General features: G+C 61.9%; 22 protein-coding genes and 1 pseudogene. 19 read left to right on the top strand and 4 right to left on the bottom strand.

Annotation, left to right across the window (positions count from 1 at the left end; translation table 11 throughout):
* Window positions 1–184: 184 nt before the first annotated feature.
* The 4 genes from cobJ to cobG are packed head-to-tail and all read right to left on the bottom strand — an operon-like array spanning window position 185 to window position 4545.
* Window positions 185–1888 carry a precorrin-3B C(17)-methyltransferase gene (gene cobJ, locus AB4O16_RS19440; RefSeq protein WP_460155576.1) on the bottom strand — a complete coding sequence of 568 codons (1704 nt, stop codon included), beginning with the start codon at window positions 1886–1888 and terminating at the stop codon, window positions 185–187.
* Window positions 1888–2619, bottom strand: a complete 732-nt coding sequence (locus AB4O16_RS19435; RefSeq protein ID WP_160389603.1) for a precorrin-2 C(20)-methyltransferase — start codon at window positions 2617–2619, stop codon at window positions 1888–1890. Before AB4O16_RS19435 ends, cobJ begins: the two co-directional genes overlap by 1 nt.
* Window positions 2619–3245: a precorrin-8X methylmutase gene (locus AB4O16_RS19430; RefSeq protein ID WP_160389579.1), complete on the bottom strand. Its 627-nt coding sequence runs from the start codon at window positions 3243–3245 to the stop codon at window positions 2619–2621. The genes AB4O16_RS19435 and AB4O16_RS19430 overlap by 1 nt, the downstream gene beginning before the upstream one ends.
* On the bottom strand, window positions 3238–4545 hold the full coding sequence (cobG, locus tag AB4O16_RS19425; protein WP_460158074.1) for a precorrin-3B synthase: 1308 nt from the start codon (window positions 4543–4545) through the stop codon (window positions 3238–3240). Before cobG ends, AB4O16_RS19430 begins: the two co-directional genes overlap by 8 nt.
* Window positions 4546–4728: 183 nt before the next feature.
* On the opposite strand from cobG, the gene cbiE reads away from it, so the two are divergent.
* From cbiE to urtD, 19 genes and pseudogenes are all read left to right on the top strand, one after another.
* A complete protein-coding gene (gene cbiE, locus AB4O16_RS19420; protein ID WP_460155575.1) occupies window positions 4729–5940 on the top strand; it encodes a precorrin-6y C5,15-methyltransferase (decarboxylating) subunit CbiE in 1212 nt (403 codons plus the stop codon).
* Window positions 5933–7030, top strand: a complete 1098-nt coding sequence (locus AB4O16_RS19415; RefSeq protein WP_460155574.1) for a cobalt-precorrin-5B (C(1))-methyltransferase — start codon at window positions 5933–5935, stop codon at window positions 7028–7030. Before cbiE ends, AB4O16_RS19415 begins: the two co-directional genes overlap by 8 nt.
* Window positions 7027–7749: a cobalt-precorrin-6A reductase gene (locus AB4O16_RS19410; RefSeq protein ID WP_460155573.1), complete on the top strand. Its 723-nt coding sequence runs from the start codon at window positions 7027–7029 to the stop codon at window positions 7747–7749. The genes AB4O16_RS19415 and AB4O16_RS19410 overlap by 4 nt, the downstream gene beginning before the upstream one ends.
* A gap of 265 nt (window positions 7750–8014) precedes the next feature.
* Window positions 8015–8326, top strand: coding sequence for a hypothetical protein (locus AB4O16_RS19405; protein ID WP_460155572.1), 312 nt, complete (start codon window positions 8015–8017; stop codon window positions 8324–8326).
* A 50-nt stretch (window positions 8327–8376) separates the two neighbouring features.
* The gene (locus tag AB4O16_RS19400; protein WP_460155571.1) at window positions 8377–8775 is read left to right on the top strand and encodes a DUF2946 domain-containing protein; all 399 of its coding nucleotides are present in this window, start codon (window positions 8377–8379) and stop codon (window positions 8773–8775) included.
* A gap of 47 nt (window positions 8776–8822) precedes the next feature.
* Window positions 8823–9305 carry a copper chaperone PCu(A)C gene (locus AB4O16_RS19395; protein WP_460155570.1) on the top strand — a complete coding sequence of 161 codons (483 nt, stop codon included), beginning with the start codon at window positions 8823–8825 and terminating at the stop codon, window positions 9303–9305.
* Window positions 9306–9326: 21 nt separating this feature from the next.
* Complete coding sequence (locus tag AB4O16_RS19390) at window positions 9327–9776, top strand: DUF2946 domain-containing protein (protein WP_160389586.1); 450 nt, start codon at window positions 9327–9329, stop codon at window positions 9774–9776.
* 109 nt (window positions 9777–9885) lie between these two features.
* A complete protein-coding gene (locus AB4O16_RS19385) occupies window positions 9886–12003 on the top strand; it encodes a TonB-dependent copper receptor (protein ID WP_460155569.1) in 2118 nt (705 codons plus the stop codon).
* A 107-nt stretch (window positions 12004–12110) separates the two neighbouring features.
* Window positions 12111–13490, top strand: a complete 1380-nt coding sequence (locus tag AB4O16_RS19380; RefSeq protein WP_460155568.1) for a PepSY-associated TM helix domain-containing protein — start codon at window positions 12111–12113, stop codon at window positions 13488–13490.
* A gap of 117 nt (window positions 13491–13607) precedes the next feature.
* Window positions 13608–14396 (top strand): ABC transporter ATP-binding protein, encoded by a 789-nt coding sequence (locus AB4O16_RS19375; protein WP_460155567.1) that lies wholly within the window; start codon window positions 13608–13610, stop codon window positions 14394–14396.
* Window positions 14393–15352 (top strand): ABC transporter substrate-binding protein, encoded by a 960-nt coding sequence (locus tag AB4O16_RS19370; protein ID WP_460155566.1) that lies wholly within the window; start codon window positions 14393–14395, stop codon window positions 15350–15352. The genes AB4O16_RS19375 and AB4O16_RS19370 overlap by 4 nt, the downstream gene beginning before the upstream one ends.
* Complete coding sequence (locus AB4O16_RS19365) at window positions 15349–16359, top strand: FecCD family ABC transporter permease (protein WP_160389591.1); 1011 nt, start codon at window positions 15349–15351, stop codon at window positions 16357–16359. Before AB4O16_RS19370 ends, AB4O16_RS19365 begins: the two co-directional genes overlap by 4 nt.
* A gap of 201 nt (window positions 16360–16560) precedes the next feature.
* A complete protein-coding gene (locus tag AB4O16_RS19360) occupies window positions 16561–16974 on the top strand; it encodes a hypothetical protein (protein WP_460155565.1) in 414 nt (137 codons plus the stop codon).
* A 241-nt stretch (window positions 16975–17215) separates the two neighbouring features.
* Window positions 17216–17365 (top strand): annotated as a pseudogene (locus tag AB4O16_RS19355) (transporter substrate-binding protein); the annotation flags it as partial.
* Between the two features lie 212 nt (window positions 17366–17577).
* On the top strand, window positions 17578–18000 hold the full coding sequence (locus AB4O16_RS19350) for a hypothetical protein (RefSeq protein WP_460155564.1): 423 nt from the start codon (window positions 17578–17580) through the stop codon (window positions 17998–18000).
* A gap of 228 nt (window positions 18001–18228) precedes the next feature.
* On the top strand, window positions 18229–19494 hold the full coding sequence (gene urtA / locus AB4O16_RS19345) for an urea ABC transporter substrate-binding protein (protein WP_057712186.1): 1266 nt from the start codon (window positions 18229–18231) through the stop codon (window positions 19492–19494).
* Between the two features lie 151 nt (window positions 19495–19645).
* Window positions 19646–21148 carry an urea ABC transporter permease subunit UrtB gene (urtB, locus tag AB4O16_RS19340; RefSeq protein WP_460155563.1) on the top strand — a complete coding sequence of 501 codons (1503 nt, stop codon included), beginning with the start codon at window positions 19646–19648 and terminating at the stop codon, window positions 21146–21148.
* Entirely contained in the window at window positions 21148–22227 is a 1080-nt protein-coding gene (urtC, locus tag AB4O16_RS19335) for an urea ABC transporter permease subunit UrtC (protein ID WP_460155562.1), read from the top strand. Before urtB ends, urtC begins: the two co-directional genes overlap by 1 nt.
* A complete protein-coding gene (gene urtD / locus AB4O16_RS19330; protein WP_160389595.1) occupies window positions 22224–23093 on the top strand; it encodes an urea ABC transporter ATP-binding protein UrtD in 870 nt (289 codons plus the stop codon). Before urtC ends, urtD begins: the two co-directional genes overlap by 4 nt.
* The last annotated feature ends 64 nt before the right edge of the window (window positions 23094–23157 follow it).

Genomic DNA, 23157 nt, shown 5'->3' with positions numbered 1-23157 from the left:
TCGCCTCATGCGACCACATGGAAACTAAAGCGCAGGATTGAACCAGTCAAAGTAAAAACACTGAGAACTTATTTCACGACCCCTGAAAAAAACAAAAGGGCCCGCGACAACTTTCGTCAATCGCAGGCCCTATCGTTAGTTGTTGCATTGAACATCAGCGACCTTAGTATAAAGCCGCTTTCACTCAGGTCGCTGGCTTGCTGGGGTACCAACGCGGCGTGTAAACCCAATCACCGCCGCCGACCCGCGGAAATACGCAAGTCAGGGATGAACCGATCAACACCATGGTGCGCATATCGACCTGATCCGGGGTCAATTGGCCGAGCGTGGTAACCCGCAGTGTCTGCCCCGGACGCCCGATGTCCCGGCCCAGCACTACAGGAGTCTCAGGCACACGGTGCCGGGCGACTATGTCCAGAGCCTGGCCCAATTGCCATGGCCGGGCGCGCGAGATCGGGTTGTAGAAAGCAAGGGCCAGGTCGGCTTGAGCGGCCAGGTCCAGGCGCTTCTCGATAATCGACCAAGGCTTGAGGTTATCCGAGAGGGACAGCACACAGAAGTCATGCCCCAGCGGTGCGCCGGCCTGGGCAGCCGTCGCCAGCGAGGCGGAAACCCCCGGCAAAATCTCGAGATCGACGTTGTGCCAATGGACGTCAGTGGATTCGTGCAGTGCCTCCAGCACCGCCGCGGCCATGGCGAAGACCCCAGGATCCCCTGAAGACACCACCACCACCGAGCGCCCTTGGGCCGCCAGTTCGAAAGCGTGGCGGGCGCGCTGCATCTCTTCACGGTTGTCGGTGCAATGCAGCACCTGGTCGGCGCGAAACGGCCCGGCCATGCGCACGTAGGTTTCGTAGCCCAATACATCGTTGGCGCGGGCCAGTTCAGCCTTCACTGCCGGCACCATCAGTTCAGCAGCACCTGGCCCGAGGCCGATCACCGCCAGCCGTCCACGCGGGCGGCCGATCTGCAACGGGTCCAACGGCTGCCCTGCCACCGCAATGGCAACGGTGTCGCTATCAAGCATGGAAACGGGCTGGCCGATTGCAGTACGTAGACGTTCGCCAAGCGCCTTCTCAGCGCCAACAAAACGCAGCGCCACACCCAGTTCGAGCGCCGCCTCGCGCAACGCCGAACTGGCCATTTCGCTGTCGGCGGCCAACAGGCAGGCCAACGACTGCACGGCGATTTTTGCCTGATGCAACGCCTCGCGGATTGCCCCGGCGACGTTCACCAAGCCAGCATCCACAGCGACCACCACATTGCGCGGGTAGATCAACAGTTCATTGGCTGCGGGTGCCCGTTCGGCATGACTGACATGCACCGCTAGCCGGGCCTGCGCATCTTCGGGCAACTGCGCCTGCGCCAGCCACGGAGCCTCCCCCTCAATGCGCACCGTTTCCCCGGCGAGCAAATCGGAAACGAAGCGCTTGCCCAGCTCCAGATCACCAAGGGCATAGCCGCTGGGCGGATTGAGCAGGCACGTGCCGAAACGCAACTCGCCGCTGGTGGTGATCGCCGCAGCGACTTCAAGCGCAGCGGCAATCTCCCGCGCCATCACATTCACCCCGCCGAGACCGCCCAGCAGTGGAACCACGGCGCTGCCGTCTTCGGCCACCGCCAATACCGGTGGTTCGGCGCCCTTTTCCAGCAACAAGGGCGCCAGTGTGCGGATCACGATCCCGGCCGCGCACAGGGCAATGATCGGGGTGCCCTGCTGATAGAGTTCGCGCAGGGTCGCACCAAATTCGTGATAGACCCGATCCGCACCATCGACTCGTTCGGCCAGCCCGTGGATCAGGGCTTCGGGGTACACCTGCTGAATGCTGCGCGCGGTCGCGAGGCTGCCATTGCCGAGAATGACAATCGCCGGAACTGGACGGGTCATCAGCCTTGCCACCTTTCACCGGGAACGATGATCAACGAGAAATACGGCGAGGACATCGGCTCGACCTGATCCAGCGGCACGATCTTCTGATTGGCCATGGTCGCGCGCTCGACGTACAGCGCACGCTCGGCCAGGCCGAGTTCTTCCAGCACCTGGCGAACCTTGGGAAAGTTGCGTCCCAGCTTCATGATCACCGCTGCATCGGCATCGGCCAGGCGACGCTTGAGTTCATCGTGCGGCAACACGCCGGACAACACCGACAGGCTCTGATTGCGATACACCAGCGGCGCACCGAGCACCGAGGCGCCGCCGAGCATCGAGCAAACGCCCGGCACGACTTCGGCCTGATAACGCTCGGCGAGCCGGTCGTGCAGGTACATGTAGGAGCCGTAGAAGAACGGGTCGCCCTCGCAGATCACCGCCACGTCACGGCCCGCATCGAGATGCGCGGCCAGTTCGGTGGCCGCGTCATCGTAGAAGTCGCTGATCACTTGCTCATAGGACAACGGCGCCGGCAAGGCTTCGGTGGTCACCGGGTACACCAGTGGCAACAGATTCTGTGCGTCTTGCAGATGGGCTTCGATGATGCCGAAGGCGTTGCCCTTCTTGCCCTTGGCGACGAAGTACGCAACGACAGGCGACTCGCGCAGCAACCGCAGCGCCTTGACGGTAATCAGTTCCGGATCACCGGGGCCGACGCCGAGGCCGATCAATCGTCCAGGTTGCTGCATCATTCGATCTCCGTGGCGAGGGCATTGACGGCGGCGGCGGCCATGGCGCTACCGCCCAGACGGCCTTGCATGATGACAAAAGGGACACCACGGCTGTCGGCCGCCAGCGCCGCCTTGGATTCGGCGGCGCCGACGAAACCTACTGGAAAACCGAGGATCAACGCCGGTTTCGGCGCGCCGGCGTCGAGCATTTCAAGCAGATAGAACAGCGCCGTCGGTGCGTTGCCGATCACCACCACGCTGCCTTCCAGATGCGGCCGCCACAGCTCCAGCGCAGCGGCTGAGCGGGTATTGCCCAATTCACGGGCAAGCTGCGGAACGCTCTCGTCGCGCAAGGTGCAGATCACTGCATTGTTCGCCGGCAGGCGCGCGCGGGTCACGCCTTCGGAGACCATCCGCGCATCGCACAAGATCGGTGCACCGGCCGCCAGCGCATCACGCCCGGCCTTGCCTGCCCCCTCGGAAAACTGCAACCCGTCGATGGCCTCGACCATGCCGCAGGCGTGAATCACGCGAACGGCGAGTTTCTCCAGATCGGCCGGAATGCGCTCGAGGTTGGCCTCGGCGCGAATGATCGCGAAGGAGTTGCGATAGATCTCCTGACCGTCGCGGATGTAATCAAGCATCAAGGGGGCTCCGTGAGCGGGCGTCGAGCAAGGTCGCGACCGCTTCAATAGTAAGGTTGTGTGCGTGCAGCGCGCCGAAACCCGGCTGCGCTGCATCGCGAAAATAGAGATCGTAGTGGCCGGGGGCGACGGCCAGCAACGTGACAGGTGCGATATGTGCGGAGGCGCAGGAACGCGGGCAACCGCTCAGGTGTATGTTCAGCGCCGGTCCATGGCGGTGCAGCAGCGCGGCCAGTTTCAGGGCATCGCCCTTGGTTTCGGCCAGGCCTTTACCGCAGCCGTTTGAGCCGGTGCAGGCGATCAACCGGGACAAGGGCTGATCGGCTTCGCACTGCAAGCCAAGAGACTGCAATTGCCGAATGACCTCGGCGGCATTTTCCGCGCGGACATTGGGCACCAGCAGACTTTGCCAGGGTGTGAAGCGCAAGCTCGAATCACCGAACTCGCGTGCCAGGTGTGCCACACCGCGCAGCATCGTCGGATCGAGCCGCCCCAATGGCGGGACGGCCCCTACATAGACGACACCGGGCTCGGCCTGGGGATGTGCGCCGATGTGCAAATCACTGCCACCCGGAATCCGCTGCCAATCGACGACCGCTTGCAGCGATACACGTTCAGCCAGTCGAAGCAGCACGTCCTCGACCGAGTATTCGGCCAGCAAATGACGCATTCGCGTTTGCTCGGGACGCGCCAGTTCAAGGAACAATTCCAGGACCGCCACCACCAGCGCGTGCCCGTCAGCGAGAGCTATCGAAGCGGCAGGTCTGTCCGTCGGGCACCCCGCCAGACCGAACGCCAGCCGCTGCTCGCCGTTTTGCGCAAACGCAGAGAGCCACAGGTCATGGGGATGGTCGAGCATCGCCAGGTCTTCAGCGCCATCGAGCTGCACGGCGAATTTGGCACTGAGATCGTGGAAAGCTTCCTGGCTTTGCAGTGTCGCGAGGATCTGCCCGGCCAGCGGGCGAGTGTCAAACAGCATGCGTCGATCGATCCCGGCGCCGGGGCTGAGCATCAGGTTGCGCACATCGTCGCCAGCCGCCGTACGCGGCCCCAGATCGGCGGCCAGCAGGCTATCGATCAGCGCCGCTTGCTCATCACCAATGCCACGGATCTGCAGATTGGCCCGGTTGGTCGCCTCGATCGCTCCGCTGGCATATCGCTCGGCCGCAGACGCTATGACCTCGGCCTGGCCGCTGCTGATCGAACCGCCGTCCAACTTGATCCGGCAGATGCCGCCATCCAGCGCCGGGACAATACGCAGCAACCCCGGACAGGCCGAGGGGCGTAAGGCAGCGGACAGTGTACGTTCGTTCAAGGCGGACCCGTTCAGGTGGCGAGGCAGTTCACGGCGAAAGTGCGCGGTATTATGCCTGCTTTACTTCGCTGCATGAAAAGACTCCGGTCGGGAAGACAAGGCAGTCAGCTCAAGGAACCCGCGCTATCATGCCGCCCAACAACGTTGAACGCGTGATTGAGGAATGGCATGACACCCTGGCTGACGGTAGTAGGCATCGGCGAAGACGGTTTCAAGGGCCTGGGCAAAAACGCCCGGCATGCGCTGTTGCGCGCCTCGAAAATCTTCGGCGGCCAGCGGCATCTGGATTTGCTCCCGCCGTGCATTCGCGGCGAGCGCCAGCCGTGGCCGAGCCCCTTCTGCCTTGAGTCGCTGCTTTCGAACCGTGGCGAACCCGTTTGCGTCCTGGCCAGTGGCGATCCGATGTTCTACGGCGTCGGCGCCAGCCTCGCCAGGCAGCTCCCGGTCAGCGAAATGCTGACGCTTCCCGCACCGTCCTCCTGCTCACTGGCCGCAGCGCGAATGGGTTGGCCCCTGCAGGATGTGGTCACTCTGTCGGTGGTGGCACGGCCTGTCGCCGCGCTCAACGCCCACCTGTCCAGCGGCGTACGCTTGCTGGTATTGAGCAACGACGGTCGCAGCCCGGCCACCCTCGCAACGCTGTTGCGCGAGCGTGGCTTCGGCCCTAGCCGTCTCACCGTGCTGGAACACCTGGGCGGCGCAGCCGAGCGGCGTGTCGAAGGTATCGCCAGCGACTGGGGCGATCCACCGATCGCCGACTTGAACCTGATCGCCATCGAGTGCGTGGCTGAACGCGATACACCTCGCCTGTCGCGATTGGCCGGGCTGCCCGACTCGGCCTTCAAGCACGACGGCCAATTGACCAAGCGCGACGTGCGCGCCATCACCCTTGCGCGCCTGGCGCCTGTCCCCGGCGAATTGCTGTGGGATGTTGGCGCCGGCAGCGGCTCGATCGGCATCGAATGGATGCGCGCCCACCCCGCTTGCCGCGCGTTGGCCATCGAGGCCGATGAAGGCCGACAGGCGTTGATCGAACACAACCGCGATGCCCTCGGCGTTCCCGGCCTGCAACTGGTTCGCGGCAGCGCTCCGCAGGCCCTCGCCGGGCTTGAGCGGCCGGATGCGATTTTCATCGGCGGCGGCGTCACCCGCGAAGGCGTGCTCGATACCTGCTGGGCCGAACTCAAACCCGGAGGCCGGCTGATTGCCAACGCCGTCACCCTGCAAAGTGAAATGACCCTGATGGCCTGGCGCGAGCAACACGGCGGAGAGCTGACGCGCATTCATATCGCGCAAGCACAACCGTTGGGCGACTTCGACACCTGGCGCCAGGCCTTGCCGATTACCTTGCTGGACGTGACGAAACCCTTCGATGCGTGACGAAACCGCCGAACAACCCGCCCCCCTGCGCAGCGGCCTGACCACCGGCAGTTGCGCCACGGCCACCAGCCTCGCCGCCGCGCGCCTGCTGCTGGATGGCACAGCGGTCGATGCCGTGGAAATCGTCCTGCCCAAAGGCAAGCAGGTGCAGATGCGCCTGGAGTTCTGCCGCCTCAACGGGGCCGGCGCCGAAGCGGGAACCCTCAAGGACGCCGGTGACGATCCGGACGTGACCCATGGCGCCCTGCTCTACTCTCAGGTGCGCTTGAGCACCGAACCCGGGGTTCGCTTTCATGCCGGTCGCGGCGTCGGCACCGTGACCCGGCCCGGGCTGGTGCTGGCTGTCGGCGAACCGGCGATCAACCCGGTGCCGCGCAAAATGATCGGCGAACACCTGGCCCGGTTGGCCGACGAACTCGGCTACAGCGGCGGTTTCGAGGTCACGGTCAATGTCGAGAACGGCGAGGCGCTGGCACTCAAAACCATGAACCCGCGCCTGGGCATTCTGGGTGGCCTGTCGATCCTCGGCACCAGCGGCATCGTCCGGCCGTTTTCCTGCGCGGCCTACATCGCCTCGATCCACCAGGGCATCGACGTGGCGAAAACCAACGGTTACCTGCACATCGCCGCCTGCACCGGCAATGCCAGCGAAGACACCATGCGCCGGGTCTACAACCTGCCGGAAATCGCTTTGATCGAAATGGGTGACTTCGTCGGCGCCGTGCTCAAACACCTGCGCAAAGTCCCTGTGGATAAACTCAGCCTGTGCGGCGGTTTCGGCAAGATCAGCAAACTGGCGGCCGGGCATATGGATCTGCACAGCCGTCATTCGAGCATCGACCTGCCGCAACTGGCGTCATGGGCAGCGCAGGTCGGCGCCGATGCGGCGTTGCAGCAAAACATCCGCGAGGCCAACACCAGCCAGCAGGCACTGGCCATGGCCGCCGCCGCCGGGGTCGCCCTGGGTGACGCGGTCTGCCAGCACGCCCTGGACTTTGCCCGCAGCGTGGTGCCGGCGCAGGTCCAGGTGGAAGTCTTTGCCATCGATCGCCAGGGCGGGATCGTTGGCCATGCGGGATCCTTTCAATGAAACGCATCCTGTTGCTCGGCGGCGTGACCGAAGCTCTGGCCATTGCCCGCACACTGGGACCGCAGCATATCTACAGCCTGGCCGGTGTCGGTCGGGTTCCGACGGATCTGCAATGCCAGGTTCGCGTCGGCGGCTACGGCGGTGCCGAGGGCCTGGCGCAATTCATTCGCGATGAAGGGATCGATCTGCTGCTCGACGCCACTCACCCCTACGCCGCCCAGATCAGCCAGAACGCCGCGACGGCCGCGCACTCGAGCGGCGTTCCCTGCTGGGCGCTACGGCGTCCGGCCTGGCAAGCCCAGGCGGGGGATGACTGGCGGGAAGTTGCCGATTGGGGCGAACTGATCGAAGCCCTGAAGCCTTTCCGCCAGCCGCTGTTCACCCTCGGTCGCGAGCCCCTGCAACATCTCGATGAAATTCCTGAGGAACAATTCTGGACCCTGCGCGCGCTGGACGTGTACCCGGGCAACGAGCGCTGCGAAGTGATCGGCGCACGGGGACCTTTCCTGATTGACGATGAACGTGAGCTGTTCGAACGGCGCAACATCGACGTGCTGATCAGCAAGAACAGCGGCAGCACGGCGACCGAGCCGAAGCTGGAAGTGGCGCGGGAGCGCAGGGTGCCGGTGCTGGTGTTGAAACGGCCGATGTTGCCTGAGGTAGATCGGGAGTTTCCGGCAGTGGCCGAAGTGCTACGCGCAATTGCAGAGCGGTTATAAACCTGACTTTTGCGAACACCCCAAGGACGCCTTCGCGGGCAAGCCCGCTCCCACAGTGATCCTGGTCGGCCACCAAATCAGATTCAGACGGAGAAACTTGTGGGAGCGGGCTTGCCCGCGAAGGCGTCCTGTCTGGCGACACAGAGGCGCGAACCTACAGATCAAAAAGACGTTACCCACAACTAAATCAGAAAACACGGACTGGATCACTCAAAGCTATGCATCTATGTTCCGGCCTTCAAAACTGAAGTGCTCGGAAGCTCAAATGACGGAAAAATTCGCCCGATTCGATATCACCGAATTTCTCGAAACTCCGGCCGATATGTGTAACTACGTCAAGGCCAGCAAGGAGGAAGATTCGGGAGATGGATTTTTTGTTCGATTGGCGTTCAGCGACGTCAACCACACCATCTGTGCACGTATCAAAAGTCATCCGACATTTGCCCAAGCATTCCGAATCGAAGTCGCTACACTCTTTCATAACGGCGAGCCAGAAATTGCTCAACGCATGTTGGACCTGTTGATTCAAGCGCTGCGACACCACACCGCACGTCGCCTTTTTACTTATCGGCCCTGATCAGGCTAAATAGCCCGCGCCTGATCGCCCACCCCAACGGATTTTGTTCCATGTCCCGACAACGGCTCGCAATTGCCTGGATAGCCTGCTTCGCAGTGCTGTTCAACATGCTCGCCATGCCGATGTCCGGAGCGATGGCGCAGACGGTGAAGTCGCCCGCCGAACAGTTGTTGTGGGGCAGCTTCTGCAGCTCCGGCGGCACCAGGATGGTGGCAATTTCCATCGGCGACCTTGAACAGAAAGCCCCGCAAAACGACGATCATTCCAACATGCAGCATTGCTGGTGCTGCTCGGGTTCTGCGCCATTGGTGGCGTTGCCTGGGCATGCGCCACAGCTGTATTTCGCGCACTTCGAGTCCAACCGAAGCCTGCCTGCAACCTCGCTTGAAAGCCCGTCACCGCGCCAGCAATGGCCGAGTCTCAACCCCCGCGCGTCCCCTCTGGTGTGATTTTTTCTCGCAATTGACCTGCGTTTAAATCGTTCCGGAGAACTGCCATGTTGAACAAACTCATCGTTCTGGCCGCCTTGTTGCTGCCTGCCTGCTTTGCCAATGCCCACGAATACAAGGTCGGCGCACTGGAGATCGCTCACCCGTGGTCCCAGGAGTTGCCACCCAACGCACCCACCGTCGCGGCGTATTTCGTGATCGACAATGAAGGCAAGAACGCCGACCGCCTGCTCAGCGTCGACACACCGATCGCCGGTGAAGCGCAATTGCATGAGCATGTGATGCAAGGCGACTTGATGAAAATGCAGCACGTACCGAGCGTGGAAGTGCCCGCCGGTGGTGAGGTCACTTTCGCACCGATGGCCTATCACGTGATGTTGCTGGGCCTCAAGGACCGCAGCCTGCTGGTTGACGGCAAGCGCTTCCCCATGACGCTGCACTTCGAGAAGGCCGGTGACGTGACAGTCGAGGTCGCGGTGCAGAAACAGGCACCGGACGGCCTGCAACAAGCGCACGCGCACACGCCGTAATCGCCTGAGCTGACCAAGCCCATGCGCCCGCTTAGCGCCAGGTCATCCAGGTCGCGTCATCAGGCATTGAGCCTGACACGTGGCAGCTGGATCAGCCTGTTCGCCATGCTGATGATCTTTATCGGTCCGCTGATTTCTCAGTCGATGCCGATGGATTCGCGCGCCATGTCGATGACCATGCCTATGGGCATGAGCATGGACATGGACATGTCGGCGATGGAACATGCCGACCACGGCAAACAAGACTCCGCCGAGCACTGCCCGCCTGCCCCGGGGCACCACGTGCTGTGGGAAAAATGCGGCTATTGCAGCCTGCTGTTCAATTGCCCGGCGCTGACCGGTGGCGTGTCTTTCGCCAACTTCGTCATCGCGCCCGTCAACACCTACACCACACCCTCACCGCGCCTGGGCCACGCCCGGCAAACCTTCTTCCCCGGCGCCCGCACCCGCGCCCCGCCTTCCGTCGCGTAAACACCCGCATCCGATCTCACACGGTCCGCAAGACAACCAAAGCTCGTTCCCACAGGGGATTGCGCAGGCTGCCGGCCGTGTCGTTTACGACTGTTCGATGGAAATTGTCATGTCCAGCTTTTCTGCTGTCCCGTGCTTGAGCCCTGCCCAAGCCTCTAATGGCCTGAACGTATCCGGCGTTCGTTTCAGGCACGCCACCGCGATCCTGTGCGGTGCGTTGCTGGCGCCTTCTGCGCTCGCCGATGAACATGCCGGTCACACTGAAGAACTGAGCCCGACGGTGATTACCGCCGTTGCCCCCAGCTCACCCTTGACCATCGTCACCAACCCCAAGGACCCGCGCCAACCGGTGCCGGCCAGCGACGGCGCTGATTACCTGAAGACCATCCCGGGCTTCGCCATGGTGCGCAATGGCGGCAGCAACGGCGATCCGGTGCTGCGCGGCATGTTCGGTTCGCGGCTGAACATTCTCACCAACGGCAGCATGATGCTCGGCGCCTGCCCGGGCCGGATGGACGCCCCGACGTCCTACATTTCACCGGAAACCTACGACAAGCTCACCGTGATCAAAGGCCCGCAAACCGTGCTGTGGGGACCGGGGGCTTCGGCCGGGACCATTCTGTTCGACCGCGAACCGGAGCACTTCGGCGAACTCGGCACCCGGGTCAACGCCAGCGTGCTGGCCGGCTCCTACGGCCGCTTCGACAAACTGGTGGACGCCGCAGCCGGCGGCCAGTCGGGTTACGTGCGGGTCATCGGCAACACCGCGCACTCCGACGACTACCAGGACGGCAACAACGACACCGTGGCGTCGCGTTATGAGAAATGGAACGGTGATGTGGCGGTTGGCTGGACGCCGAATGCCGACACCTTGCTGGAACTGACCGCCGGCCGTAGCGACGGTGATGCCCGCTACGCCGGGCGCGGCATGGATGGTGCGCAGTTCCTGCGCGAGAGCCTCGGCTTGCGATTCGAGCAATCCAACATCGGCGAGGTACTGGATAAGATTGAGGCGCAGGTCTACTACAACTACGCCGACCACGTGATGGACAACTACACCCTGCGAACGCCGTCCGGCACCGGCATGATGGCTGGCCCCATGGCCTCCAACGTCGACCGCCGCACGCTCGGTGCACGGGTCAAGGCCACCTGGCGCTGGGCCGATGTGCAGTTGATCAGCGGCATCGACGCGCAGACCAACGAGCATCGCCAGCGCAGCGCCATGGGCGTCGACACCTACAAGGACCTGCCGTACACCAAGGATGCCGACTTCCATAACTACGGCGTGTTCGGCGAACTGACCTGGTACGCCGCCGACCGTGACCGCCTGATCAGCGGCGCACGCCTGGACCGCGCCTCGGCCAAGGATTATCGGCAGACGACCGGCTCGGGCATGATGACCCGCCCGAACCCAACGGCTGACGACACCCGCGCCGATACGTTGCCCAGCGGTTTCATCCGCTACGAACATGACCTGGCCGACAGCCCGACCACCTTGTACGCAGGCCTCGGTCACAGCCAGCGGTTCCCGGATTACTGGGAGCTGTTTTCACCCAACTCCGGCCCCGCCGGCTCGGTGAATGCCTTCGATTCGATCAAACCGGAAAAAACCACCCAGCTCGATTTCGGCCTGCAATACAAGACCGAAACACTCGAAGCCTGGGCCTCGGCTTACGTCGGGCAAGTGCGCGACTACATCCTGTTCAACTACACGCCGGGGATGATGGGCACGACCTCGCAAGCCGAGAACATCGACGCGCGAATCATGGGCGGCGAACTGGGCGCCGCCTACAACCTCACCGACAACTGGAAGGCCGACGCGACCCTGGCCTACGCCTGGGGCAAGAACAGCAGCGATGGCACTGCATTGCCACAGATGCCGCCGCTGGATGCCCGTTTCGGCCTGACCTACAGCGAAGACAACTGGAGCGCCGGCGCACTGTGGAGAGTGGTCGCCGCACAAAACCGCATCGACCAGAACAAGGGCAACGTGGTCGGCAAGGACTTCGACAAGACGCCGGGGTTCGGCGTGTTCTCCCTCAACGGTGCCTATCGGATCAACAGCAACTGGAAGGTCAGCAGCGGCGTCGACAACCTGTTCGGCAAGGCTTACGCCGAGCACTTGAACCTGGCCGGTAATGCCGGTTTCGGCTACCCGGCCAATGACCCGCAAGCCATCAAGGAGCCGGGGCGAACGCTCTGGACCAAGGTGGACATGAGTTTCTAAAAGCTTCGCGAGCAAGCTCGCTCTGTAGGAGCGAGCTTGCTCGCGATCGGTTGCAAGGCAACCGCCAAACAAACAACTAAAAGATCCAGCCAAGCGGAGCACACGTGATGAAACAGCCCAAAGTGAACTTCTACAACCTGGCCTGGCGCTGGCATTTCTATGCCGGATTGTTCGTTGCGCCCTTCATGGTGATGCTGGCCCTGACCGGCACCATCTACCTGTTCAAGCCGCAACTCGATTCGCTGATGTACAGCAGCCTGCTCAACGTCCCGGCCGGTCATCACACCGTTGCGGCCGACGACCTGCTCAAGCGGGTAAAAGGCGCGTATCCACAGGCAACGATCAAACAGTACCTGCCACCGGTCAATGCCGAACGCAGCGCCCAGTTTGTCGTGCTCAACGATGGCCAGGAGCTGAATGTTTTCGTCGACCCTTACCACGGCGACATCCTCGGCGAGCAAGACGCCAAGAAGAACCTGCAAGCCATTGCACGGGCAATTCACGGCGACCTGATGATCGGCACCGTCGGCGACCGGCTGATCGAACTGGCCGCCGGTTGGGGCGTGGTGCTGGTGGTTTCCGGGGTATTTCTGTGGTGGCCGCGCGGTCAGGCCGCCGGCATCCTGTGGCCACGCCTGAGCAGCCGCGGGCGGGTGCTTTGGCGTGACCTGCATGCCGTCACCGGATTCTGGGGCGCCTCCCTGCTGTTGGTGATGCTGCTCAGCGGCATGACCTGGACCGGGTTCTGGGGCCAGCAATACGCGGCGGTCTGGAACGTGTTCCCGGCGGCCATGTGGGATGACGTGCCGAAGTCCGACGTCGAGGCGCGCAGCCTCAACAGCGCCACTCGCCAGACCGTGCCGTGGGCCATGGAAAATACACCGATGCCAATGTCCGGCGATCATGCCGAACACATGGCCCACGACGGTGCGCAGGCCGGCCCGGCCGCGCCGACCATCAGCCTTCAGGACGTGCAAAACATCGCCGTGCAAAGCAAGGTCGAGCCGGGTTACAGCATCACCTTGCCGACCACCGCCACCGGTGTGTTCACCATCGCCGTGTTCGCCGACGACCCGCGCAACGACGCCACATTGCACATCGATCAATACACCGGCAAGGTCCTGGCCGATGTGCGTTACGAGCAATACGGCGCCGTCGCCCGCGCCACGGAAATCGGCGTGATGCTGCACGAAGGCAAGATGTTCGGCACGCTCAATCAGATCATAGTGCTGCTGATCTGCCTGATGATCCTGCTCAGTGCGGTCAGCGGCGTGGTGATCTGGTGGAAGCGTCGTCCGCAGGGAAAACTCGGCGTGCCGCCGCTGCGTCACGACCTGCCGAAATGGAAAACCGCCATGGTGATCATGTTCGCCCTGGCGGTGGCCTTCCCGTTGGTGGGTGCTTCGCTGGTGGTGGTGTGGGTGCTGGATCGCGTGCTGTTGTCGCGTTTTACCCGGCAGACTGAGAGCGCCTCATCTTCATCATGAAACAAGCGAGATGCGCGAGGGGATCAGCAATGTAGACTTCCCCCGCGCATCACCCTTTGGGCCCCATCGCTGGCAAGCCAGCGATGGGGCCATCAGCATCACCTCAAGAGTCACTGCATGTCCTCGCTGAACCTCACAAACCTCACCTGGGCCCCACTGGGCCACGGCCATTGCCATCACCAATTCCAGCTGCGTGACGCCTCGCTGCACGTGGCCGCCGGTGAGTTCGTCGGGCTGATCGGCCCCAACGGCAGTGGCAAGACCAGCCTGCTGCGTTGTGCCTGGCGCTTCAGCAAACCGCACAGCGGCGAGGTCAGGCTCGATCACCACAACGTCTGGCAACAGTCTTCACGCTGGTGTGCGCAACGCATCGCCGTGGTCTTGCAAGAATTCCCCGACACCTTCGGCCTGACCGTCGAGGAAGTGATCGCCATGGGGCGCACGCCGCACAAAGGCCTGTTCGAGGGCGATTCGCTCGAAGACTCGAATCTCATCATGCAGGCACTGGAGTCGGTCGGCCTCAAGGGCTTCGAAGACCATGGTTTCGCCACCCTCTCCGGCGGTGAAAAACAGCGGGTGATCCTCGCCCGCGCCCTGGCCCAGCAACCGCAACTGCTGATCCTCGACGAACCGACCAACCACCTCGACCCACGCTATCAGCTTGAGCTTTTGAAACTGGTCAAGCACTTGAACATCGGCACCCTGGCGAGCATCCACGACCTCAACCTGGCGGCGGCTTTTTGTGATCGGCTGTACGTGATCGACCATGGCCGCATCGTCGCCAGCGGCACGCCGAAGGAAGTCCTGAGCGCTGCGCTGCTGCGCGATGTGTTTGGCGTCCAGGCGCTGGTCGATGACCATCCGCTACACGGCTACCCCCGAATCACCTGGATAACCCAAGCATGAATTTTCGTTCCCTGCTGCGCTCCTGCCTCCCTCTCGCGATGCTGCTCGGTAGCGTCCAGGCACTGGCCGAAACCACCCGATACCCGCTGACGATCAAAAGCTGCAACCGCGAAGTGACCTTCAAGCAGGCACCGCAACGCGCGCTCAGCCACGACATCAACATGACCCAGATGATGCTCGCCCTCGGCCTCAAGCCACGGATGGCCGGCTACAGCGGCATCAGTGGCTGGAAGGCCGTCACGCCCGAGATGCAGAACATCCTCGAAGGCCTGCCGGAACTGGCGGCCAAGTACCCGTCGGTGGAAACCCTGCTCAATGCCAACGTCGACTTCCTCTTTGCCGGTTGGGACTACGGCATGCGCGTCGGCGGCGACCTCACGCCGCAAACCCTGCAACCGCTGGGCATCAACGTGTATGAGCTGAGCGAGTCCTGCGCCTTTGTGATGAAGCGTCCGCCGGCCAGTCTCGAAGACACCTACAACGACCTGCGCAACCTCGGCAGGATCTTCGACGTGCAGGACCGCGCCAACGCCCTGATCGCCGACATGCAGGCGCAAGTGGCGGACATTCGCAAAGACCTGCCTGCGGACAAACCACGGGTGTTTCTCTACGACAGCGGTGAAGACCGGGCCATGACCTCAGGCCGCCTGGGCATGCCACAAGCGCTGATCGACGCCGCTGGCGGGCGCAATATCCTGGAGGATGTCGACGCCAGCTGGACCCGGGTCAACTGGGAGAGCGTGGTCGAGCACAATCCGCAGGTGATCGTGATCGTCGACTACAGCGAAATCACTGCCGAACAGAAGATTCAATTCCTGCTGAGCAACAAGGCCCTGCAATCGGTGGACGCGATCAAGCACCGGCACTTCATCGTCATCCCGTATGTGCAGGCCACGCCGGGGATCGATAACGTGCTGGCGGTCGCAACGCTGGCCAAGGGTTTCCACGGCGAATGATCAACCGTCGCTACGCCCTGTTGCTGATCGTCCTCGGTGCGCTGTTGCTGGTTTCGTGCGTGGTGTCCCTGGGTTTCGGTCCGGCGCGGATACCGCTGGACATCGTGTGGCGCATCCTGCTGCACAAGCTGTTCGGTTTCGGTGTGGCGGACTGGAGCCCCGGGCAAGAACATATCGTCTGGCTGATCCGCGTCCCGCGCGTGCTGCTCGGCGCGCTCGTAGGCGCCGGACTGGCGCTGATCGGTGCGGTGCTGCAAGCGGTGACGCGTAACCCGCTGGCTGACCCGCACCTGCTCGGCGTGACGTCCGGCGCCACTCTCGGTGCGGTGATCGTCGTGCTGCATGTCGGAGAAATCGCCGGCCTGCTGACTTTGCCGATCGCGGCATTCATCGGCGCATTGCTGAGCATGCTGGCGGTGCTGATGATCGCCAGCCGCCACGGGCGCCTGGACAGCGATCGTTTGTTGCTGTGCGGCGTGGCGGTGTCGTTCGTGATGATGGCGATGGCCAATCTGCTGCTGTTCCTGGGCGACCATCGAGCCAGTTCCGCGGTGATGTTCTGGATGCTCGGCGGGCTCGGGCTGGCACGCTGGGAATTGCTGGCGGTACCGACGGCCAGTGTGTTGTTCGGGCTGGTTTTACTGCTGGGCATGGCGCGACCGTTGAATGCGCTGATGGCCGGAGAGCAGACGGCGGTGACCCTCGGCCTGAATGCGCGCACCGTGCGCCTGCGAGTGTTTTTGATCGCGTCATTGATGACCGGCGTGCTCGTGTCGATCAGCGGCTCGATCGGTTTTGTCGGGTTGATGGTGCCGCATATCGCACGGCGCCTGGTCGGGGCCGAACACCGAAGAGTGCTGCCGGTGTGCGTGGTGCTCGGCAGTCTGTTTCTGGTCTGGGTCGACGTCGCAGCCCGGACGCTGATCGCCCCCGAAGACCTGCCCATCGGTGTGGCCACCGCTGCGATTGGCGGGTTGTTTTTCATTGGTTTGATGCGGCGTCGTTAACGCAATGTTTAATTTAAACAAACTCCAGAACTGTAGTTAAGACTGGAAAAACCTCGTATTGAGTTAGCGCTTAACAAACTCACTGCCACGGCCATACTCTGCCTCCGCGAGTTTGAACAATAAAAACACTCACATACTTCAATGACGATTATTCCTACACTTAAATCGTCATAACTCCCACAAAAGCGGAAAGAGGTAACTATGCTCAAGAAACTCATCGTATCCCTTGCACTTGTTTCAGCGCCCGCATGGGCAGTGCAGCCACCCTTTATTGGCGTTGACTACAGCGGCCGATATCAATGCACCGGACAAGACAGCGACATCGGTGCTGTCCTCGACATGAAGCTCAATGCCGAACAAAGTACCGGCCATCATGGCGCCTATGATTTTACCCTGACGCTGCCCAACAACGCCTGGTTTAACGGGTTTGCTGCCGCCAACTTGAGTACGATGGCAACTTACTTTGCCCATTCGGATCCGTCGATCAAGGATTACGGCGTCGGAATTGCGAAAATTGGTACAACTTCTGACGGGAAAATTTCATTTACCCAATACTATTACACCCCGGAGTACGAAGGTCGCGGCCATGGTTTTCAAACCTGCATTAAAAGCTAAGCTAATGCGCCGCTGACCTTGTGGGAGCAGGTTTGCTCGCGAACGCGGTGTTTCAGTTGCCACTTATGTTGTCTGACACACCCGCTCCCACAATTGATCGATGTTACTCGCCCCAATCTGGCGCACCTCTTCACACCAACGCGCCAGACGCGATCCTTCATGGTGCGCCAGCAAACTGCACAACCGCTCTAGAACGATACTTCCCTGCCTTTTTCCGACCGGGCACAGCCCTTGCAAAACTCTGCCGTTCTATAAGGAGCTGGCGAACCAGGGGCTGAAAGCCACCGACGTGCCGGTCGTGGCGTTCTCGGTGGACGAGGAAGAACTGCGCGGCATCGATACCAAGTCATTGATGGGCAACCTTGCGGCTTGGAACTGCTTCGAATCGGTCGAGCGACGACGTTAACGCCACTTGTAATCAAAAAGTTTCAAGACTGCATTTACGCCTGGAAAAACCTCGCATTGAGTTAACACTTAAAAAGTTAACCATCATGTTCATACTCCGCACTCGCGAGTTAAACTATAAAACACTCGCGCACTTCAATGACGATTATTCCTACAACCTAATCGCCACAATTCTTACAAGAACGAAAAGAGGTAAGCATGTTCAAGAAACTCATTGCATCCATTGCACTTGTTTCAGCGCCCGCGTGGGCAGTGCAGCCACCCTTTACCGGCGTTGATTACAGTGGCCGGTATCAATGCACCGGCATGGACAGCCACATCGGTGCGTTCGAAGGTGTCGTCGACATGGAGCTCAATGCCGAACAAAGTACCGGCGAACACGGCGCCTACGGTTTTACCCTGACGCTGCTCGACAACTCCCGGTATGACGGGTTTGCTGCCGCCAACATGAGTTCACTGGCAATCTACTTTGCCCATACGGATCCGACGCTCAAGGATTACGGCGTCGGGATTGCGAAAATTGCTACAACTTCTGACGGAAAAATTTCATTCACCAAATACTATTACGGCCCGGAGTACGAAGGGGGCGGTCATGGTTTTGAAACTTGCATCAAAAGCTGACAGCCATCATTGAATCCTGTGGGAGCGAGCTTGCTCGCCCCAATCTGGCGCACCTCTTCGCACCAACGCGCCAGACGCGATCCTTCATGGTGCGCCAGCAAACCGCTCAACCGCTCTAGAACGACACTTCCCTGCCTTTTGCCGACCAGGCACAGCCCTTGCAAAACACACCTTCAGTAGTCCGCATCTGCCAACCAAGAAAACTCATAAGTTCATGGAGATCGCACAATGAAGCGTCGCAGTTTGATCAAGGCTTTCACTCTCTCGGCATCCATTGCCGCCATGGGCATGACCTGGACTGTCCAGGCCGCCGAGACCATCAAGGTCGGTATTCTGCATTCGTTGTCCGGGACCATGGCGATCTCTGAAACATCGTTGAAAGACATGGCGTTGATGACCATCGACGAGATCAACGCCAAGGGCGGCGTGAACGGCAAGATGCTCGAGCCGGTGGTGGTCGACCCGGCATCGAACTGGCCGCTGTTCGCCGAGAAGGGCCGTCAGTTGCTGACCCAGGACAAGGTCGCCGTGGTGTTCGGCTGCTGGACTTCGGTGTCGCGCAAATCGGTGCTGCCGGTGTTCGAAGAACTCAATGGCCTGCTGTTCTACCCAGTGCAATATGAAGGCGAAGAAATGTCGCCGAACGTGTTCTACACCGGCGCCGCGCCGAACCAGCAAGCGATCCCCGCCGTTGAATACCTGATGAGTGAAGAAGGCGGCAGCGCCAAGCGCTACTTCCTGCTCGGCACCGACTACGTCTACCCGCGCACCACCAACAAGATCCTGCGCTCGTTCCTGCACTCCAAAGGCGTGGCCGACAAGGACATCGAAGAGGTCTACACCCCGTTCGGTCACAGCGACTACCAGACCATCGTCGCCAACATCAAGAAGTTCTCGGCCGGCGGCAAGACGGCCGTTATCTCCACGGTCAACGGCGACTCCAACGTACCGTTCTATAAGGAACTGGCCAACCAGGGCCTGAAGGCCACCGACGTTCCGGTCGTGGCGTTCTCGGTCGGTGAAGAAGAACTGCGCGGCATCGACACCAAGCCACTGGTGGGCAACCTGGCGGCGTGGAACTACTTCGAATCGGTCGAGAACCCGGCGAACAAGAAGTTCGTCGCTGACTGGAAGGCCTACGCCAAGAAACACAACCTGCCAGGCGCTGACAAAGCGGTGACCAACGACCCGATGGAAGCCACTTATGTCGGCATCCACATGTGGGCGCAAGCGGCGGAAAAAGCCAAGTCCACCGACGTCGACAAAGTCCGCGAAGCGCTCGGCGGCCAGACCTTTGCCGCGCCGTCCGGCTACACGCTGACCATGGACAAGACCAACCACCACCTGCACAAGCCGGTGATGATCGGCGAGATCCAGGCCGACGGCCAGTTCAACGTCGTGTGGCAGACCGAAGGCCCGATCCGCGCCCAGCCGTGGAGCCCGTTCATTCCGGGCAACGACAAGAAGCCTGACTACGCGATGAAGAGCAACTAAGCCCCGCGATGCCGGGCCCGAGCCCGACACAACACCTGTAGGAGCTGGCTTGCCGGCGATGCAAACGACTCGGTGCATCTGATGCACCGAGCTGATGCCTTCGCCAGCAAGCCGGCTCCTACAGGGTCCGCGCATGACCAGGACGTTAGACATGCCCACCGCCCTTTACCGCTTCATTTTTGCCATCGCCCTGCTGTTGCCGATGGCTACCCATGCCGGCGACGCCGAAGACTTCGTCGCAGCCAATCCCGCGCAGCAAGCCAAACTGCTGGAAACCTGGGCCGCGCAGCCCGATCCGGCACGCATCGAGTTGATCAACGCCCTGCAACAAGGCGAACTGACCATCGACGGCCAACCGAAAACCCTGCGCCTCAACAACCGTCTGCGGGGTCTGATCGACACGGCCCTGGCCAGTCATCAGTTGCTCGCCGCCGACGGCAAGATCCGTCTGGCCGCTGCGCAGCAACTGCAGAAAAGCGCCAAGCCGGCGCAGTTGAAATTCCTCGATCAGCAGCTCGCAGGTGAACAGGACGAAGGCGTCCACACGGCCTTGAGCCTGGCCCTGGCCAACCTGCAACTGGTCGACAGTGATCCGGCCGTGCGCCTCGCCGCTGTGCGCCTGCTCGGCGAAACCGGTGATCCGCTGGCCCGCACCCGCCTCGAAGGCTTGCTCGAGCCTGGCGTTGAAGCCGATGCCAATGTACGCACGGCGGCCGAAACCAGCCTCGCCCAGGTCAAACGCAAACTGCTGGTTGGCGAGATGCTCGGCCAGGCCTTCAGCGGCATGTCGCTGGGCTCGATACTGCTGCTCGCCGCCCTGGGTCTTGCGATCACCTTCGGCCTGCTCGGCGTGATCAACATGGCCCACGGCGAGATGCTGATGCTCGGCGCCTACTCGACCTATGTGGTGCAACTGATGTTCCAGCGCTTCGCCCCGCAGGCCATCGAGTTCTATCCGCTGATCGCGCTGCCCGTGGCGTTTTTCGTTACGGCGGCCATCGGCATGGCGCTGGAACGCACGGTGATTCGCCACCTCTACGGCCGTCCGCTGGAAACCCTGCTCGCCACCTGGGGCATCAGCCTGATGCTGATTCAACTGGTTCGCCTGGTGTTCGGCGCGCAGAACGTCGAAGTGGCCAACCCGGCCTGGCTGTCGGGAGGAATTCAAGTGCTGCCCAACCTCGTGCTGCCGTACAACCGCATCGTCATCATCGCCTTTGCGTTGTTCGTCGTCGTGCTCACGTGGCTGCTGCTGAACAAGACCCGCCTGGGCCTGAACGTGCGTGCAGTCACCCAGAACCGCAACATGGCCGCCTGCTGCGGCGTGCCCACCGGGCGCGTGGACATGCTCGCCTTCGGCCTTGGCTCGGGCATCGCCGGCCTCGGCGGCGTGGCCCTCAGCCAGATCGGCAACGTCGGCCCGGACCTCGGCCAGAGCTACATCATCGACTCGTTCCTGGTGGTAGTGCTCGGCGGCGTCGGCCAGTTGGCCGGTAGCGTTCTGGCGGCATTTGGCTTAGGCATCGCCAACAAGATTCTCGAGCCGCAGATCGGTGCAGTGCTCGGCAAGATCCTCATCCTCGCGCTGATCATTCTGTTCATCCAGAAACGTCCGCAAGGCCTCTTCGCGCTCAAAGGACGGGTGATCGACTGATGAACCAGCCCCTGACGCTCACGGCCACGCAAAAGGCCGGCCCGAAAGTCACGATTGCCGTCGGCGCGGTGATCCTCGTTCTGCTGCTGGCGTTGCCGCTGCTGTCGCTGTTATCGCCGGACAGCACGCTGCACGTGTCGGCTTACACACTGACGCTGGTGGGCAAGATTCTCTGCTATGCCATCGTCGCGCTCGCGCTGGATCTGGTGTGGGGTTACGCCGGCCTGCTGTCCCTCGGCCACGGCCTGTTCTTCGCCCTCGGCGGCTATGCCATGGGCATGTACCTGATGCGCCAGGCCTCGGGCGATGGCTTGCCGGCGTTCATGACGTTCCTGTCGTGGACCGAACTGCCGTGGTTCTGGACCGGCACCAGCAGCTTCCTCTGGACCTTGTGCCTGGTGGTGCTGGCGCCGGGGTTGCTGGCGTTGGTGTTCGGGTTCTTCGCCTTCCGCTCGCGGATCAAGGGCGTGTATTTCTCGATCATGACCCAGGCCCTGACCTTCGCCGGCATGCTCCTGTTTTTCCGCAACGAAACCGGCTTCGGCGGCAACAACGGCTTCACCAACTTCCGCACGATCCTCGGTTTTGGCATCACCGAACCGGGCACCCGCGCGGTGCTGTTTTTCGCCACGGTGCTGTTGCTGGTGGCGAGCCTGTACATCGGCTGGCGCCTGGCGCAGAGCAAGTTCGGCCGGGTACTGACCGCGCTGCGCGATGCGGAAAACCGCCTGATGTTCTGCGGCTACGACCCGCGCGGGTTCAAGTTGTTCGTCTGGGTATTGAGCGCTGTGTTGTGCGGCCTGGCCGGTGCGTTGTACGTGCCGCAAGTGGGGATCATCAACCCGAGCGAGATGTCGCCGACCAACTCGATCGAAGCGGCCGTCTGGGTCGCGCTCGGCGGTCGCGGCACCTTGATCGGGCCATTGCTAGGTGCTGGTGTGGTCAACGGCATGAAGAGCTGGTTCACCGTGGCGTTCCCCGAGTACTGGCTGTTCTTCCTCGGCGCGCTGTTCATTGTCGTGACCCTGTATTTGCCCAAAGGCGTGATCGGCCTGCTGAAGAAAAGAGGTGAGCAATGAGAGTGACTGCAACGGCTGAATTCATGCTCGAACCGGCGTTTTTTCCTGTGGAACCGAACAAGGACGCCGGCAGCAGCCGCGATGCCATCGGTCTCGGTCAACGTGCCGGCAAAGGCCTGAACACGCGCCACGGCACCATCCTGACCCTGGAAGACATCAGCGTCAGTTTCGACGGCTTCCGCGCACTGAACAATCTGAACCTGTACATCGGTGTCGGTGAACTGCGCTGCATCATCGGTCCCAACGGCGCAGGCAAGACCACGCTGATGGACGTGATCACCGGCAAGACCCGTCCCAGTCACGGCAAGGCCTGGTTCGGCGAAACCCTGGACCTGACACAGATGAGCGAAGTGCAGATCGCCCAGGCCGGCATCGGTCGCAAGTTCCAGAAGCCGACGGTGTTCGAAGCCTTGAGTGTGTTCGAGAACCTTGAGCTGGCGCAGAAAACCGACAAGTCGGTGTGGGCCAGCCTGCGGGCGCGCCTCAATGGTGAACAAAAGGACCGTATCGCCGAAGTGCTCGACACCATCCGCCTGACCTCGTCGGTCAATCGCCCGGCCGGCCTGTTGTCCCATGGCCAGAAGCAGTTCCTGGAGATCGGCATGTTGCTGATGCAGGACCCGCAACTGTTGCTGCTCGACGAACCGGTCGCCGGCATGACCGACGCCGAAACCGAGTTCACCGCCGAGCTGTTCAAAAGCCTGGCCGGCAAGCACTCGCTGATGGTGGTGGAACACGACATGGGCTTCGTCGGCTCGATTGCCGACCACGTCACCGTGTTGCATCAGGGCAGCGTGCTGGCCGAGGGGTCACTGGAACAGGTGCAGGACAACGAGCGGGTGATCGAGGTTTATCTCGGTCGTTAATCTGCAAATACATACTCCCCTGTAGGAGCCGGCTTGCTGGCGATAGCGGTGTACCGGCCAACAT

Source organism: Pseudomonas sp. S2_H10 (assembly GCF_054668285.1).
Note: the sequence above shows the minus strand (reverse complement) of the source record. Positions and strands in the feature narration are given on the sequence as shown.